Raw genomic sequence first — 14,291 nt, 5'->3', positions numbered from 1 at the left:
CCTAGGAACTAGCCACGCCAGTGTCCAAATTTACCGGCCTGGTAATCGTGGTAAGCTTGCTCAATTTCCTCCGGCGTATTCATCACAAATGGCCCGTAGGCCACAATAGGCTCGCGGAAAGGCTGGGCGTGCCCCAACAGCACCACGGCATCGGTAAGCGCCTCCAGCTGCAGCTTGTCGCCGTCGTGGTTGAACTCCACGAGGCGCAGGGCTTCGGTTTCGTGCCCGTTCACGCGCAGCTTGCCGCGCACGGTGTAAAAGAAAATGGTGTGCTCGGCCGTAATGGGCAAGTTTAGCTGACCGCCGGTGCGCAGCTCGGCCCAGGCCAAGGCAATGGGCGCCAGCGGCTGCACAGCGCCAGCGGTGCCGGCCCACTCGCCCGAAACGGCGTGCAGCCTCACGCGGCCTTCGTCGAGCCTGGCCTGCGGAATGTCGGGGGCTTGCAGGCCGATGTAGCGCGGCGCCGTCATTTTGTGCTTGGCCGGCAGGTTTACCCACAGCTGCAGAATTTCGAGCGGGCCGCCCTGTCGTTTGAACTCCTCCGACGAAACCTCGGCGTGAATCAGCCCCGAGCCCGCTGTCATCCACTGAATGCCGCCCGCGTTAATCACGCTTTCGTGCCCGCCGGTATCCTTGTGCATGATGTCGCCTTCCAGAATAAACGTCACCGTTTCGAAGCCACGGTGGGGGTGCGGCCCAAACGGCAAGCCGCGGTTGTGGGGCGCGTAGGTTTGCGGCCCGTGGTGGTTCAGAAACAGAAACGGATCGAGGTGCTCGACCGACTGCGTGGGCAAGGCCCGGTAGGTAATCAGGTCGTTGATGGGGGCGCTCAGGGCGCGGTGCTGCTGCTTAATGGTGCGCATGGCCAGGTAAAGTAGAGGAGGGAAGGGCAACCTAGGTAGGCTGCCGCCGATAACCAACAAAGGGGTAGTACAGCCGGCGGCCGGCTCGGGTTTTGGCGGCGCGGGGCATCGGGGGGCGCTGCCTACCTTTGCCGCCCACCTGCCGCCTTCTTTTGCCATGATTTCGCCCACAACGCGCAGTTTTCTGGACCTTGCCTACCGCCCCGATCTGCACTTGGTGGTGGGCCGGTGGCTGCGCCAGGCCAGCCTGCCCGAGCTTCAGCAAGGCTACCTCGATATGCTTGAGCTGGCCGCGGCCCACCAGTGCCCGTATTGGCTGCTCGATGCCCGCCGGCGCATCGATACCGACAAGGAGGTGATGCACTGGATGCTCGACCGGTTTACCCCGCAGTTGCCGCTGCGCCTAAGCGGGCAACGCTCGTACCTGGCCTACCTGGTGGCGCCGCTGCACCTGCGCGATGCTGCCTCGGGCGAAAACTTTCCGCCCGCCCATTTTTTCGAGGACAAACCCTTTATGGCCGAACGCTTTACCGACGAGGCCGATGCCGTGGCGTGGCTGCTCGGCTGCCAGCCTGCCCCACGCACCTAGGGCCCCGCGCCGCAACCAACCCGGGCAGCGGGTGGTTTATGCAGCCTGTACCCGCTTTCACCATGGTTGATTAGTATGACGGTAGCCCTGTTTTCGCCGCTTACGTTGCGCGGCCTCACCCTGAAAAACCGCATTGCGGTGTCGCCGATGTGCCAGTACAGCAGCACCAACGGCTTCAGCAACGATTGGCACCTGGTGCACCTGGGCAGCCGGGCGGTGGGCGGCGCCGGCCTCATTATTATAGAAGCGACGGCCGTATCGCCGGAGGGCCGCATCACCCCCGACGACTTGGGCATTTGGCACGACGAGCACGTGCCCGGCTTGCAGCGCCTCACGGCATTCATGGAGGCCCACGGCGCCGTGCCCGGCATTCAGCTGGCCCACGCCGGGCGCAAAGCCAGCCACAGCAGCCCCTGGAAAGGCGGCACGGTGGTGGCCGAAAGCCAGGGCGGCTGGCCTGCGGTAGCGCCCAGCCCGGTGCCCTTTGGCGCCGAAGAGCCTGCGCCCCTCGAACTCGACCTAGGCGGCATCGAGAAAGTGAAAGCCGATTTTCGGGCTGCCACGCTGCGGGCCCTGGAGGCTGGCTTTCGGGTAATTGAGTTGCACGCCGCCCACGGGTACTTGTTCCACGAGTTTTTGTCGCCGCTCAGCAACCAGCGCACCGATGCTTACGGCGGCTCGTTCGAGAACCGGATTCGGCTGCTGGTAGAAGTGGTGGAAAGCACACGCCAGCTGTTGCCCGCCGATTACCCGTTGCTGGTGCGCATTTCTGCTACCGACTGGACCGAGGGCGGCTGGACCGCCGACGACTCGGTGGCCCTGGCTCAGGTGCTCAAAACCAAAGGCGTGGATTTGGTTGACTGCTCCACGGGCGGCAACGTGCCTGCCGCCTCTATTCCGGTGGGCCCCAACTACCAAGTGCCGTTTGCCGAGCGCATTCGGCGCGAGGCCAGCATTGCTACCGGAGCCGTGGGCCTCATTACCTCCGCCGCCGACGCCGAGCAAATTGTAGCCACCGGCCAAGCCGATTTGGTGCTGCTGGGCCGCGAGCTGCTGCGCGACCCGTACTTCCCGCTGCACGCCGCCGAGGAGCTAGGTGCCGAGGTGGAATGGCCCAACCAGTACGTGCGCGCCAAGCCCCGCCGGCGGTAGAGCTTTTGATAAGGCAATGGCTGCAAAGGCGTCGTTGTTTATCCTATCATCCTGAGGCGCTGGCCGAAGGACCTTATCGAGACCTCACCCCCCGGCCCCCTCTCCCGAAGAGAGGGGGAGCCTGACGACCTAGGGAACACCGGTCCTACCCAGCCCCAGAACGGTCATGTCGAGCTTGTCGAGACATCTTCCGTGCTGATGCCCGAAGGTTTTGTCATCCTGAGCTTAAGCGAAGGACCTTATCCCGCGTGCTGACGCCGGATACGAACCGCTCCCCCTCTCTTCCGGAGAGGGGGGCGGGGGGTGAGGTTACAACAAGGTCCTTCGGCTGGCGCCTCAGGATGACGCGGAAGTGGTTTCGGGGCTGTTGTTCTGGCAAACGCGGACTGAACTCCGCGCTACAGCGCGCTAATACCGCTCGATATCAAATGCGTTCAAAATTTGCAGCATCATGTCGGCGGCTACGGGGCTGCGTTTGTAGCGGGCCTCAAACTCGGGCGCGGTTTGCAGCTTGCCTAGGTACTGCACAAAGGCACTGGCCTGCAGGTGCTGCACGGCGGTGCGCAGTTCTTCCTTGCGTAGGCTGCGCAGCCACTGGGTGTAGGCGGGCGTAATGCGCTGGGCTTTGGCGCGTTGGCAAAGGGCGGTGCATTCGCGCTGCAACGGAGCCTCGACCGCCGCGGTGGCGGGCTGGGCCATGAGGCGCTTCATCAGGCCGGCTGCTGCATCGGCTGCGGTCAGAAACTCCTGTTCGGGGCCGTTGGCGGTGGCCGGGGCAGCAGGCGCCGGGGCTTGGGCCTGGGCGGCCGGGGCAGCACCTAGGGCAATAACAAAAGCGAAGCAGAGAAACCGGAGCGTGCGCACAACGTCAACAGATAAGCAGATGAAGGCCGCAAGTTACGCACTCGCCGCGCGGCCCTAGGTGGCGTGGGCGCAAGTAGGGCCAACCAGCGCTGGTTGGGTAACCGCGTGCAGCCTAAATTGGGCAACGCAAGTCTTTGCCCCACCCTTTGGGGCGCCTTCCTTTTTGCACTGCTACTCATGAAACATTTGCCTACCCTAACGCGCGCCGCGGCCGTTGCCTCGGTGCTGGCTTTGGCGGGCTGCGCCGCCAGCAACACGGCCGGCACCGCCTCGGCTTCGGCCCCGGCCGCTCCCAACGCCGCCACGGCCTCCGCCAGCACCGAGCCCGAAATCAAAGGGCGCAGCATCAACCCCGCCGATATCGACAACTCGGTGTCGCCGTGCGAAGACTTCTTTCAGTACTCGGGCGGCGTGTGGCTGAAGAACAACCCCATCCCGTCGTACGCCTCGAGCTGGGGCCCGCGCAACCTGCTGCAAGACCGCAACCAGGCCCTGATGCGGCAAATTTTGGAGGAAGCAGCGGGCAACAAGAGCGCTGCAAAGGGCACGAACCTGCAGAAGGTGGGCGACTTCTACGCCTCGGCCATGGACACCGCGGCCATCGAAGCGGCCGGCCTGAAGTACCTGCAGCCCGAACTCGCCCGCATTGGCAGCATCAAAGACCTGAAAGGCCTGCAATCGGCCATGGCCCGGCAGAAGATGTTGCAGGTGGGCAGCTACTTCCGCGCCGGCGTCGAAATCGACGACAAGAACTCGACGCAGTACATCGTGGGCATGAACCAGGGCGGCCTCACGCTGCCCGACCGCGACTACTACCTCAAAGACGATGCGCGCTCCAAGAACATCCGGGAGGCGTACCGCACCTACTTGCGCAACATGTTTAAGCTGCTCGGCGACAACGAAGCCACGGCCGCCCAGAACGCCACCGCGGTAGAGCGCATCGAAACGCGCCTGGCCAAAGCCTCGCGTACCCGCGTGGAGCTGCGCAACCCCGAGGCCAATTACAACAAAATGACGGTGGCCGCCGCGGCCAAGCGCTACCCCAACCTCGATTTACCGCGCCTGCTCTCGGAGTTGCAGCTCAGCGCCGCCAAAGAGGTAAACGTAGGCCAGCCGGCTTTCTTCGACGAGCTAAACGCCACGCTCAAGGCCGAGCCCCTAGGTGATCAGAAGACTTACTTGCGCTGGCACCTGGTGCGCTCGGTGGCCGGCGCGCTGCCCAAAGCCTACACCGACGAGACGTTCCGCTTTTCGCAGGTGCTGGGCGGGGCCAAAACCCAAACGGTGCGCTGGAAGCGCATGCTGGCCTCGACGGATGCCACCCTGGGCGAGGCTTTTGGCGAGCTGTACGTAGCCAAGGCTTTCTCGCCGCAGGCCAAAGCCAAAGCGCTGGAGATGGTAAACAACATCAAAGCGTCGATGGCCGACCACATTCGCTCGAACACTTGGATGAGCGAACCAACCAAGCAGGAAGCCCTGAAAAAGCTGAACGCGCTGCGCGTGAAAATTGGCTACCCCGACGTGTGGAAGGACTACTCGGCCCTTACCATCTCGCGCGAGTCGTACCTGAAGAACGTGCTGGCCGCCCGCGAGTGGGAATACAAAGACAATGCACAGAAGCTCGGCAAGCCCATCGACCGCAACGAGTGGGGCATGACGCCGCCCACCGTAAACGCCTACTACAATCCGCCCATGAACGAGATTGTGTTTCCGGCTGGGTACCTGCAACCGCCCTTCTTCGACCCCGAAGCCGATGACGCCGTGAATTACGGCGCCATTGGGGGCGTAATCGGCCACGAAATCACCCACGGCTTCGACGACCAAGGCCGCCAGTACGACTCGCAAGGCAACCTGCGCGACTGGTGGACCAAGGAAGACGCCGACGAGTTTACCAAGCGCGCCGCTGTGGTAGGCCGCCAGTACGACGCCTTCTCGCCGCTCGACTCGGTGCACGTAAACGGCAAGCTGACGATGGGCGAAAACCTCGCCGACTTTGCCGGCCTAACCGTAGTGTACGGGGCCCTGCAGAAGCAATTGCAGCAGAAATACGGCAGCAACCCGCGCCCCAAAATCGACGGCTTTACGCCCGAGCAGCGTTTCTTCCTGGCCTGGGCGCAGCTGCGCCGCACCAACATTCGGGCCGAAGCCCTGCGTCAGCAAATCCTCACCGATCCGCACTCGCCGGGCCAATACCGCACCATCGGGCCGCTGATGAACATGCCGCAGTTCTACGAGGCTTTTGGCTGCCAAGAAGGCCAAAAGATGGTACGCGCCCAAGCCGACCGGGCCAAAATCTGGTAAGCCGCTTGCTTGTTGATAAATACGCAAAAAAAGCAGCTTGGTAATGCCAAGCTGCTTTTTTAGTGCCGCGCTTGTTGCCAAGCTGTGCTACAAAACCCGGCATTAATACCGAACTTAGAAGCGCGGGACTTTACCCCATCGGAAGCTCCGCGCTTTTCCCCGTTCGTTCACTGTTGTCATTACCATCCCACGCATGACACACAACAAGTACCTGCTGCTGGCTGCCGGCGCGCTGGCCAGCTTCCTAGGTGGTTGCGCCTCCTCGAGCAGCACCACGCAAACGGCGGCTACCGCTGCCCCCACTGCGGCTACTGCCACCGCTACTACCACCGAGCAGCCCAGCGTACCCGGCGTAGGCCTCGATGTTGCCACCATCGACAAATCAGTATCGCCTTGCGACAACTTCTTCCAGTACGCCTCGGGCACTTGGCTGAAGAACACGCCCATTCCGGCCGCCGAAACCTCGTGGGGCTCCTGGAATACGCTCATCGATAAGAACCAGGCCCTGATGCGGCAGATCTTGGAAGAAGCAGCGGCCAACAAGGGGGCGCAGAAGGGCACGAACCTGCAGAAGGTGGGCGACTTCTACGCCTCGGCCATGGACACCGCGGCCATCGAGGCGGCCGGCCTGAAGTACCTGCAGCCCGAACTCGCCCGCATTGGCAGCATCAAAGACCTGAAGGGCCTGCAAACCTCGTTGGCGCGTCAGCAAATGCTGCAAACGCGCTCGGTATTTGGCCTAGGCGTAAACCAAGACCGCAAGAACAGCACCCAGTACGCGGTGTACCTCTCGCAAGGCGGCCTCACGTTGCCCGACCGCGACTACTACCTCAAAGACGATGCGCGCTCCAAGGGCATTCGCTCGGCGTACACTACCTATTTGGTAAACACCTTTAAGCTGCTCGGCGACAACGAGGCCACGGCCAAGAAGAACGCCGAAACGGTGATGCGCCTTGAGACGCGCCTGGCCAAGGCTTCGAAGGACCGCGTAGCCCTGCGCGACCCGTACGCCAACTACAACAAAATGACGGTGGCCGAAGCCGATAAGCAGTTCGGCAACCTGGCTATTCCGGCGGTGCTGCAGCAAGTGGGCCTAGGTGCGGCTAAGGAAGTAATCGTGGGTCAGCCCGACTTCTTTAAGGACGCCAGCGCCGCCATGAAAGCCGAACCGCTCAGCGACTGGAAAACCTACCTGCGCTGGCACCTCACTTCGAGCATGGCTTCGGCGCTGCCCAAAGCGTATGTGGATGAGTCGTTCCGCTTCCAGCAGGTGCTCACGGGTGCCAAGCAGCAGCAACCCCGCTGGAAGCGCATGCTGCGCTCCACGGATGCTTCGCTGGGCGAGGCGTTCGGCCAGCTGTACGTCGACCGCGCTTTCACGCCCGAAACCAAGCAGAAGGCCTTGGAGATGGTGGGCCACATTAAGGAGGCCATGGCCGAGCACATTCAGCAGCTCGAGTGGATGAGCCCCGCTACCAAGCAGGAAGCCCAAAAGAAGTTGAACTCCTTCACGGTGAAAATCGGCTACCCCGACAAATGGAAGGACTACTCGGCCCTCACGATTTCGCGCGAGTCGTACCTGAAAAACGTAATGGCCGCCCGCGAGTGGGAGTACAAGGATAACGTGCAGCGCTACGGCAAACCCATCGACCGCTCGGTGTGGGGCATGACGCCGCCCACGGTAAACGCCTACTACAACTCCTCGCTCAACGAGATTGTGTTCCCGGCTGGCATTATGCAGCCGCCGTTCTTCGATCCGAAAGCCGACGACGCCGTGAACTACGGCGGCATGGGCGCGGTAATCGGCCACGAAATCACGCACGGCTTCGACGACCGCGGCCGCCAATCGGATGCTGAGGGCAACCTGCGCGACTGGTGGACCAAGGAAGACGCGGCCGAATTTCAGAAGCGCGCCGATTTGGTAGGGGCACAGTACTCGGCTTTCCAGCCGCTCGATTCGGTGTTCGTGAACGGCAAGCTGACGATGGGCGAAAACCTGGCCGACTTCGGCGGCACGGCTCTGGCTTACTCGGCGCTGCAAAAGCAGCTGAAGGCGAAATACCCCAACGGCAACGCGCCCCGCTACGATGGCTTCACGCCGGAGCAGCGCTTCTTCCTGGCGTGGGCGCAGGTGTGGCGCACCAGCATGCGCCCCGAGGCCCTGCGCCAGCAAGTACTCACCGACCCGCACTCGCCGGCCCAGTTCCGCGTGAACGGCCCCCTCATGAACATGCCGGAGTTCTTCCAGGCGTTCGGCTGCAAGGAAGGCGACAAAATGGTGCGCCCGCAAGTAAGCCGCGCTAAGGTGTGGTAAGCCGCCATTAACCTTATGTGCCATAAGCAAAACGGCCGGTCTGCAGGGTGCAGGCCGGCCGTTTTGTGTTACAGGCGCTTCGGCACCTAGGGAACCACCGAGAGTTTTACGTTCTCGAATGTGCCCGACAACGATAAGTTGCAACGGCGCAGCTGCGTGTGGTTGGTGGAGGTGGAAGTAGGGTCATACACGCCGGTAAACTGCGCCGTGTAGGAGCCGCTGATGAGCTTCCGCTCGGCATCGTAGTGGCTGATGGTGAGCGTGCCGGTGGTGGGGTGGGCGTCGCTGCTGAGAATGGAGGCGCTGTAGCCGCTCGGGGTGATGCGGCGGTACAGGTAGCGCGAGTACACGGCGCCGGTGTTCGAGTCCAGCGAGTAGGTGCCCACGAAGTTGCTGGGCATCTGGCGCGGATCAAGCTTCAGGTTGATGTAATCGGCGCCCGCAGCGGGCCCGAAGCACAAGTACATTTCTTGTGAAGTGCGCGCGGCCAAGCTCTCCATGGCACCCGATGCGAAGGTGGTGTCGCGGTGGGTGTTGTCGGCCGTGAAGTGAAAGCTGCGCTGCATGCCCAACTCAACGGCCGGGTCGGGCTTGGGCTTTACGGAGTCTTTGGAGCAGGAGGTAGCCGTGAGCAGGGCAGCGGCTGGCAGCAGGAGTAGAGCTAGTGTTTTCATGCGCGGAAAAGTGTTGAGAGCAGACGCTGCCGAAAGCTCGACAGCTGCTGAGTCAAGTCTCGAAAACAATGCCAGAAACCCGCGCAGCGCCTCACATGATGATGTGAGTACCGTTTCGGACGGGTTGCCCTAGGTGCCACCAGCTGCCGCGCAGCGCCCACCCAACCGCACCGCTGCGCGTATACCGGCCTTGGTACAACTGCCCTTCAGCCATGCCTCTGCACCGCCAGCTCGCCGAAAAACTCAGCAAAACCTACGAGCCCTCCAGCACCATCGACGACCGTTTTCGCGGCCTCGACATCACCTTCGTAACCAACGACCTAGGCGAGCCGGTTACGCTGTTTATCGGCCAGCGCCGGCCCGATGGCGCCATTGTCGGCGAGCGGTACGTGCGCACCATTAAGCGCGTGCCCGGCAGCCAGCAAGTACAGGCCAGCCATTGGGATTTGAAAGGCAAAGTCACGCGCGCCTAGGTGCCGCGGCGGCGTTCGACCCGCCGCACCAAGCGGGCTTGGCAGCAGCCAGCCAAAAACGGCGCGGTGCTGCGCAATGTGCAGCCAGGCAAGGCGTTAGGCCGGTGTAATTGTTTATCATTCGTCACCATTACACCTCTATCGCCATGATGAAACCATTGTTGGGCCGCGCGCTACGCATGGCGCTTGTTGCATTGCCGATGCTGTTAGGCGCGGCCTCAAGTTCGGCGCAGCAGAACCCGTCGCCTGGCGGCGGATTTATGGCGCTGTTTCGGCCCAGGCACGAGCCCGCCACGTTGCCCCGCAAGGCCGTGTATTTTATCGACGGCAAGCTGGCCGAGCGCACCGCCGCTACCCAACTTGCTCCCGACTCCATTGACGAAATCAGCGCATTGCGCGACGCGGAGGCAGCTGCCCTTTTGCAGCGCGAGGGGCTAAGCAGCAGCTTACTATGGCCCATGTCGCCGGTGGTGGTGCTTATCACTACCAGGCAAAATGCCGAGCAGCCGGCCGTGCGCGCTTTCCTGGCACGGCATCGGCCGGCTACCCACCCGGGGCTGGATGCGCAGCTGTATGCCTCCACCAAACAGCTTTACGAGAAATTCATAACCGGACAGCCCCTCACCGAGCAGGAGCTGGCCGGCCGCCTGCTTTACATCGATCAGCAGGCGGCCACACCGGCCCAGCTGCGCGCCCTAACCGCCGCGCGTTTCAAGGGTGTGTCCGTAATCACCGGCCACCCCGAGCTGTTGCAAACCTACGGTGAGCAAGGCCGCAACGGCATCATTCGGGTGTACACGAAGTAGCCCGTTGTTAGCCGGAGCCACCTAGGCGAGTTGGCCTTGCGCGTGCAGCCAATCCATAATAATCTGGTCGACGGGCGACACGCGGGGGCGGTCGTGGTAACGGAGCCACACCACTTCTTCGATTTCGGCGGCGTGCTGCAAGGTACCGTGGTAGCGGGCGGCGTAGCACGTCATCTGTACCCGAATGCCGGTGGCGTGGCCGTGGGCTTGCGCCGTAAAAGTGCCTAGGTGCTGCAGGCTGTCGGGGTCCAGGTCAACGGTCAGCTCCTCCTTTATTTCGCGCAGCAGCGTTTGGGCATCGGTTTCGCCGGGTTCGCGCTTGCCCCCGGGGAAGTAGTAGCAGTCTTTGCCGCGGCTGCGGGTGCTCAGCACGCGCCCCTGGCCATCGAGCAGCAGCCAGGCAATTTTGTCGATGATCTTCATGCAGGCAAAAGCGGGTAGAGGCGCAAAGGTACCTAGGGCGCGGCGGCTGCGGCGCCAGCCGCTGCGGTGGGCCCCAACCACCGGGCGCGGCCGGCGTACAGTGGAGTAGCCAGTGGCGCAGGGCCGCGGCTCCCGAGCTTTTATTTCGATCATACCCATGAGCACCGAACAAAACCAACCCAACAGCATCCCCAACGAAGCCGACGAGCAGAACAGCCGCCAGGAAAATCCGCAACAAAACCATACGCCCGGTGCGGCCTCGCAGGGCGCCGGCGGCGCCACCGAGGTAACCCAAGGCAACATGGGCGACGGCAGCGGCCAACGCGGCGGCTACGGCGACAGCGACCAAACCAACGGCATGGAAGGTCAGAACAGCAACCCCAGCACCCTCGGCTCGGACGAAGAAGCCAACAAGCGCAGCTAAGCGCCTAGGTGCTTAGCACCCCAACCCGGCCCGGTTGCCTTGGGCAGCCGGGCTGCGGTTTTTGGCCGAGGCCCTGCGGTTTGTTGGGTACCTTGCGGCGTCTGTTCCGGCTTGTTCAGCCCCAACCCCAATTCCCGCATCCGTCGTGAAAGCCCGGCGCTCAGCCCCCGTCCTGCGCAAACCCTCCGTATTTCCGGTCGAAAACGTGTTTGAGCGTTGGGATGCCGCCCACCTCGCCGCTTACCCGCACGAGCTGGAGCAATGCCGCTTTGTGAGCTGCGACTTTTCGGGGGCCAACCTGAACAATTTGCTGTTCATCGATTGCTTGTTTGAGCGCTGCAACCTGGCCTCGGCGAGCCTGGCCAACACGGGGCTACAAAACGTGGCGTTCAGCGAGTGCAAGCTGTCGGGGGTGCAGTTTGCGGTATGCCGCGAAATGCTGTTTGGGGTGCACTTCGAGCGGTGCCAGCTGCACTACGCCTCGTTTGCGGGCAAGCGGATGCCACGCACCCGCTTCGAGCACTGCACCCTGCACGACGCCGATTTCACGAACACCGACCTCACGGAAGCCGTGTTTCAGGAATGCTCGTTGGCCGGTACCGTGTTCGAGCATACGCAGCTGGCCGGCGCCGATTTCACCACGGCCGCCAACTTCATCATCGACCCCACCCTGAACTACCTGCGCAAGGCCCGCTTTAGCACGGCCGGGCTGCCGGGCCTGGTAAGCCAGCTGGGCATCGTGATTGAGGACTAAACCGAGCGGCGCCAAACATTCGGCCTAGGTGCGGAGTTGTTGGCCATTGTTTGGCAACGCCGGCTCGCCGGGCCGCGCTGCCCAAAGCACCGCACACGCTGTTATGAACCTGCTAGAAGCACTGAACTGGCGCTACGCCGCCAAACGCATGAACGGCCAAGCCATTGAGGCCGAGAAATTAACCACCATTCTGGAAGCTACCCGCCTGTCGGCTTCGTCGATGGGCCTGCAACCTTACACGGTGCTGGTGGTAGAGAACCCCGCCGTGCGCCGGCAAATTTTTGAGCAAGCCTGCAAGCAGCCCCAAATTGTGGAGGGCTCGCACGTGCTGGTGTTTGCCGCCTGGGCCGATGTAACCGAGCAGCAAATAGACGAGTACCTGCGCCGCATACAGGAGGTGCGGGGCGTGTCGGCTGAGTCGCTGGCCGATTTCCGCAAGGCCATGCTGGGCGGCGTGGTGGCCGGCAAGTCGCCCGACGAGCGTTTTCAGTGGGCGGCCCGCCAGGCCTACATTGCCCTGGGTACCGCCCTCACTGCCGCCGCCGTGGAGCAGGTAGACGCCACGCCCATAGAAGGCTTTAACCCTGCCGCCCTCGACGCGCTGCTGAACCTGCCCGCGCAGGGCCTGCGCAGCGTATCGTTGCTGGCCTTGGGCTACCGCGATGCCGCTAATGACTACCTGGCCAGCGCCCAAAAAGTGCGCCGCACCAAGGAGAAGTTTTTCGTGGAGATATAAGTCTGGTTCTGAGGTATCAAGGCTTAGGGATAAGTACTTCATACCCGCGCAACGGCCCGGCTGCTACTGGCAGCCGGGCCGTTGTTTTTGGTGCAGCAGATTAGGCCACCTAGGGCCTGGCCGGCCGCAACCCGGTAGTTATCAGCCTCCATATGAAAAGTCTATATTGAGCTCCATTATCATTCATCAATCCATCCAATCATGAAGTATGCTTACCTGAAGTCGGCTCTGACGAGCCGACTATTCGCCGTAATTCTATTGGCGCTATTCGCGGCGCAGCCCTTGGTAGCCCAGCGCAAAGCCGCGGCAACGCTGGCTAACGGCACGCCCATTATCACTACCTCCGATGGCGTAAAGCTTTACACCCACGTGGCCGGCAAGGGCTTGCCGTGCGTGTTTGTGCACGGCGGGCCGGGTGCCGGCAGCTACGGCTTCGAGGCCCTAGGTGGCCGCTCGCTCGAGAGCACCTTCCAGATGATTTACCTCGACCAGCGGGGCAGCGGCCGCTCGGCCAGCGACCCAAGCGGCAATTACAAGCTGGAGCGCCTGGTGCAAGACCTCGAAGACCTGCGCCAGCAGCTGGGCCTGGAGAAATGGGTGCTGATGTCGCACTCGTTTGGCGGCACCATTGCCACGGCCTACGCCAGCAAATACCCCGAGCGCGTGCAGGCCATGGTGCTGGTAAACAGCATCCTCAACCTGCCCGCTACCATGGAAACCACCGCCACCTACGGCTACGACCTGCTGCCCGAAGCCGGTCGCCCGCCCCTCGACCCCGCCATGCCGCTGCCGCAGCGCTGGGGTATGGTAATGGGCATGCTGGGCCAGCAAAAGCTCATGGGCAAGCTGATGTACGTAACCGATACGGCCGCCGTACGCGCGAGCAAAGTGGTGCGCAGCATGCCCCTGAACCAGGATTTTGCCGCCGCCGTGTACAAGCTGCCCGATTACGTGCAGGATTTCACGCCCGCCTCGGCCAAGCTGCAGGCGCCCGTGCTGGTGCTCACCGGCAAAGACGACTACGTAACCGGCCCCGAGCACTACAAGTCGTTTAAGTTTCCGCAGCAGCAAGTGGTGGTGCTGCCCGGCAAGCATTATCCCTTCCTCGAAAACAACAAAGAGTTTCAGGCAGCCGTAATGGCCTTCGCGCGCAAGTTGCCGCGCAAAGCCTAAGTGCCGCTGCTGCCTGGGGTTGTGGCTGATGCTCAGGAGTATAAGCGAACCGCGGTGTTGCTGCATAATTCGGTGATAAGCAGGCAGTAACCGCATTGGTCCGTAATTTGCGCCGCGAAACAGCACGGCTTAGGCTGTTGCGCCTCCACTTGGTTTTTCTGCTTTCTATGAACAAACTCCTTCTCCTGCTGCTCTGCCTCATCTTTGCCTTCGCCGATCCGGCTTTGGCGCTGGCCGAGCCCTCCGCACCGGCCGCCACCGAGGCCGTGCTCGGCCCCGAAACCGTAGCTACCCCGCCGCGCGTGCCGCGCCCCAGCTACAAGCGCTACAAAGGCAACAGCCGCCGCAAGTACCGCCGCAACATCTTCCGCCGGTGGTCGGCCAAGCGCCGTGCCAAGCAAAAAGCCAAAACCGCCCCGCGCCGCGGCGTAATTACCGTAGAGCCACCCGTGCGTAACTAAGCGCGCCGAGGTTCGCCCGCATATGGCCGCCTGCTCCGCCCGGAGCAGGCGGCTTTTTTTCTTTTGTGGCCAGAGCTAAAAACGTTGCAGCAAAGGGTTAAGTAGGATTTTGACGCGCTCGACAGTAAAAATTATAATAAAAGCGCTGGCGGTAGCGTACAATTTTTACTGATGAGCAACTTTTTGCATTGTTCTGCCGAATACTGGCTATATTAGTGTTAACACGCGCCACCTATTGCACATTTCGAATCGAAAACTGCTTACGCAACTTGTTTTAACTTTTA

The 14,291-nt window shown here is 62.3% G+C and carries 15 protein-coding genes; 11 read left to right on the top strand and 4 right to left on the bottom strand.

Translation table 11 applies throughout. The features are described from left to right. Positions 1-8: 8 nt before the first annotated feature. On the bottom strand, positions 9-863 hold the full coding sequence (locus tag D3Y59_RS12980; protein WP_119445434.1) for a pirin family protein: 855 nt from the start codon (positions 861-863) through the stop codon (positions 9-11). Positions 864-1,020: 157 nt separating this feature from the next. On the opposite strand from D3Y59_RS12980, the gene D3Y59_RS12975 reads away from it, so the two are divergent. Together D3Y59_RS12975 and D3Y59_RS12970 are read left to right on the top strand one after the other, a co-directional pair. Next, the gene (locus D3Y59_RS12975) at positions 1,021-1,452 is read left to right on the top strand and encodes a hypothetical protein (RefSeq protein WP_119445433.1); all 432 of its coding nucleotides are present in this window, start codon (positions 1,021-1,023) and stop codon (positions 1,450-1,452) included. 75 nt (positions 1,453-1,527) lie between these two features. Then, positions 1,528-2,604: an NADH:flavin oxidoreductase/NADH oxidase gene (locus tag D3Y59_RS12970; protein ID WP_119445432.1), complete on the top strand. Its 1,077-nt coding sequence runs from the start codon at positions 1,528-1,530 to the stop codon at positions 2,602-2,604. A 408-nt stretch (positions 2,605-3,012) separates the two neighbouring features. Here D3Y59_RS12970 and D3Y59_RS12965 read toward each other — a convergent pair whose 3' ends face one another. Beyond that, entirely contained in the window at positions 3,013-3,468 is a 456-nt protein-coding gene (locus D3Y59_RS12965; RefSeq protein WP_119445431.1) for a hypothetical protein, read from the bottom strand. A 177-nt stretch (positions 3,469-3,645) separates the two neighbouring features. Here D3Y59_RS12965 and D3Y59_RS12960 point away from each other — a divergent pair, with 177 nt between their 5' ends. Both D3Y59_RS12960 and D3Y59_RS12955 read left to right on the top strand, forming a co-directional pair. Beyond that, positions 3,646-5,769, top strand: coding sequence for a M13 family metallopeptidase (locus tag D3Y59_RS12960; protein WP_119445430.1), 2,124 nt, complete (start codon positions 3,646-3,648; stop codon positions 5,767-5,769). A gap of 193 nt (positions 5,770-5,962) precedes the next feature. After that, positions 5,963-8,083 (top strand): M13 family metallopeptidase, encoded by a 2,121-nt coding sequence (locus tag D3Y59_RS12955; RefSeq protein ID WP_119445429.1) that lies wholly within the window; start codon positions 5,963-5,965, stop codon positions 8,081-8,083. An 86-nt stretch (positions 8,084-8,169) separates the two neighbouring features. Here D3Y59_RS12955 and D3Y59_RS12950 read toward each other — a convergent pair whose 3' ends face one another. Next, complete coding sequence (locus tag D3Y59_RS12950) at positions 8,170-8,757, bottom strand: hypothetical protein (RefSeq protein ID WP_119445428.1); 588 nt, start codon at positions 8,755-8,757, stop codon at positions 8,170-8,172. 212 nt (positions 8,758-8,969) lie between these two features. On the opposite strand from D3Y59_RS12950, the gene D3Y59_RS12945 reads away from it, so the two are divergent. Together D3Y59_RS12945 and D3Y59_RS12940 are read left to right on the top strand one after the other, a co-directional pair. After that, positions 8,970-9,230, top strand: a complete 261-nt coding sequence (locus tag D3Y59_RS12945) for a hypothetical protein (protein WP_119445427.1) — start codon at positions 8,970-8,972, stop codon at positions 9,228-9,230. Positions 9,231-9,376: 146 nt separating this feature from the next. Next, the gene (locus tag D3Y59_RS12940; RefSeq protein ID WP_162910769.1) at positions 9,377-10,036 is read left to right on the top strand and encodes a hypothetical protein; all 660 of its coding nucleotides are present in this window, start codon (positions 9,377-9,379) and stop codon (positions 10,034-10,036) included. A 21-nt stretch (positions 10,037-10,057) separates the two neighbouring features. Here the strand turns inward: D3Y59_RS12940 and D3Y59_RS12935 are convergent, their stop codons facing one another. After that, the gene (locus D3Y59_RS12935) at positions 10,058-10,612 is read right to left on the bottom strand and encodes an NUDIX hydrolase (RefSeq protein ID WP_240410362.1); all 555 of its coding nucleotides are present in this window, start codon (positions 10,610-10,612) and stop codon (positions 10,058-10,060) included. A gap of 4 nt (positions 10,613-10,616) precedes the next feature. Here D3Y59_RS12935 and D3Y59_RS12930 point away from each other — a divergent pair, with 4 nt between their 5' ends. From D3Y59_RS12930 to D3Y59_RS12910, 5 genes are all read left to right on the top strand, one after another. Continuing rightward, positions 10,617-10,883 carry a hypothetical protein gene (locus tag D3Y59_RS12930; protein WP_119445425.1) on the top strand — a complete coding sequence of 89 codons (267 nt, stop codon included), beginning with the start codon at positions 10,617-10,619 and terminating at the stop codon, positions 10,881-10,883. 145 nt (positions 10,884-11,028) lie between these two features. Then, positions 11,029-11,637, top strand: coding sequence for a pentapeptide repeat-containing protein (locus D3Y59_RS12925; protein ID WP_162910768.1), 609 nt, complete (start codon positions 11,029-11,031; stop codon positions 11,635-11,637). A 103-nt stretch (positions 11,638-11,740) separates the two neighbouring features. After that, on the top strand, positions 11,741-12,373 hold the full coding sequence (locus tag D3Y59_RS12920) for a nitroreductase family protein (RefSeq protein ID WP_119446461.1): 633 nt from the start codon (positions 11,741-11,743) through the stop codon (positions 12,371-12,373). 201 nt (positions 12,374-12,574) lie between these two features. Next, positions 12,575-13,546 carry an alpha/beta fold hydrolase gene (locus tag D3Y59_RS12915; protein WP_119445423.1) on the top strand — a complete coding sequence of 324 codons (972 nt, stop codon included), beginning with the start codon at positions 12,575-12,577 and terminating at the stop codon, positions 13,544-13,546. Between the two features lie 167 nt (positions 13,547-13,713). Further along, positions 13,714-14,007 (top strand): hypothetical protein, encoded by a 294-nt coding sequence (locus tag D3Y59_RS12910; protein ID WP_119445422.1) that lies wholly within the window; start codon positions 13,714-13,716, stop codon positions 14,005-14,007. Positions 14,008-14,291 lie beyond the last annotated feature (284 nt).

Source organism: Hymenobacter oligotrophus (genome assembly GCF_003574965.1).
Taxonomy (GTDB): domain Bacteria; phylum Bacteroidota; class Bacteroidia; order Cytophagales; family Hymenobacteraceae; genus Solirubrum; species Solirubrum oligotrophum.
Note: the sequence above shows the minus strand (reverse complement) of the source record. Positions and strands in the feature narration are given on the sequence as shown.

Coding starts and splice junctions, on each gene's coding strand:
- D3Y59_RS12980 (WP_119445434.1), bottom strand. CDS start 863: ATGCGCACCATTAAGCAGCAGCACCGCGCCCTGAGCGCCCCCATCAAC.
- D3Y59_RS12960 (WP_119445430.1), top strand. CDS start 3,646: ATGAAACATTTGCCTACCCTAACGCGCGCCGCGGCCGTTGCCTCGGTG.
- D3Y59_RS12975 (WP_119445433.1), top strand. CDS start 1,021: ATGATTTCGCCCACAACGCGCAGTTTTCTGGACCTTGCCTACCGCCCC.
- D3Y59_RS12970 (WP_119445432.1), top strand. CDS start 1,528: ATGACGGTAGCCCTGTTTTCGCCGCTTACGTTGCGCGGCCTCACCCTG.
- D3Y59_RS12940 (WP_162910769.1), top strand. CDS start 9,377: ATGATGAAACCATTGTTGGGCCGCGCGCTACGCATGGCGCTTGTTGCA.
- D3Y59_RS12910 (WP_119445422.1), top strand. CDS start 13,714: ATGAACAAACTCCTTCTCCTGCTGCTCTGCCTCATCTTTGCCTTCGCC.
- D3Y59_RS12945 (WP_119445427.1), top strand. CDS start 8,970: ATGCCTCTGCACCGCCAGCTCGCCGAAAAACTCAGCAAAACCTACGAG.
- D3Y59_RS12915 (WP_119445423.1), top strand. CDS start 12,575: ATGAAGTATGCTTACCTGAAGTCGGCTCTGACGAGCCGACTATTCGCC.
- D3Y59_RS12930 (WP_119445425.1), top strand. CDS start 10,617: ATGAGCACCGAACAAAACCAACCCAACAGCATCCCCAACGAAGCCGAC.
- D3Y59_RS12950 (WP_119445428.1), bottom strand. CDS start 8,757: ATGAAAACACTAGCTCTACTCCTGCTGCCAGCCGCTGCCCTGCTCACG.
- D3Y59_RS12955 (WP_119445429.1), top strand. CDS start 5,963: ATGACACACAACAAGTACCTGCTGCTGGCTGCCGGCGCGCTGGCCAGC.
- D3Y59_RS12920 (WP_119446461.1), top strand. CDS start 11,741: ATGAACCTGCTAGAAGCACTGAACTGGCGCTACGCCGCCAAACGCATG.
- D3Y59_RS12935 (WP_240410362.1), bottom strand. CDS start 10,612: ATGATCGAAATAAAAGCTCGGGAGCCGCGGCCCTGCGCCACTGGCTAC.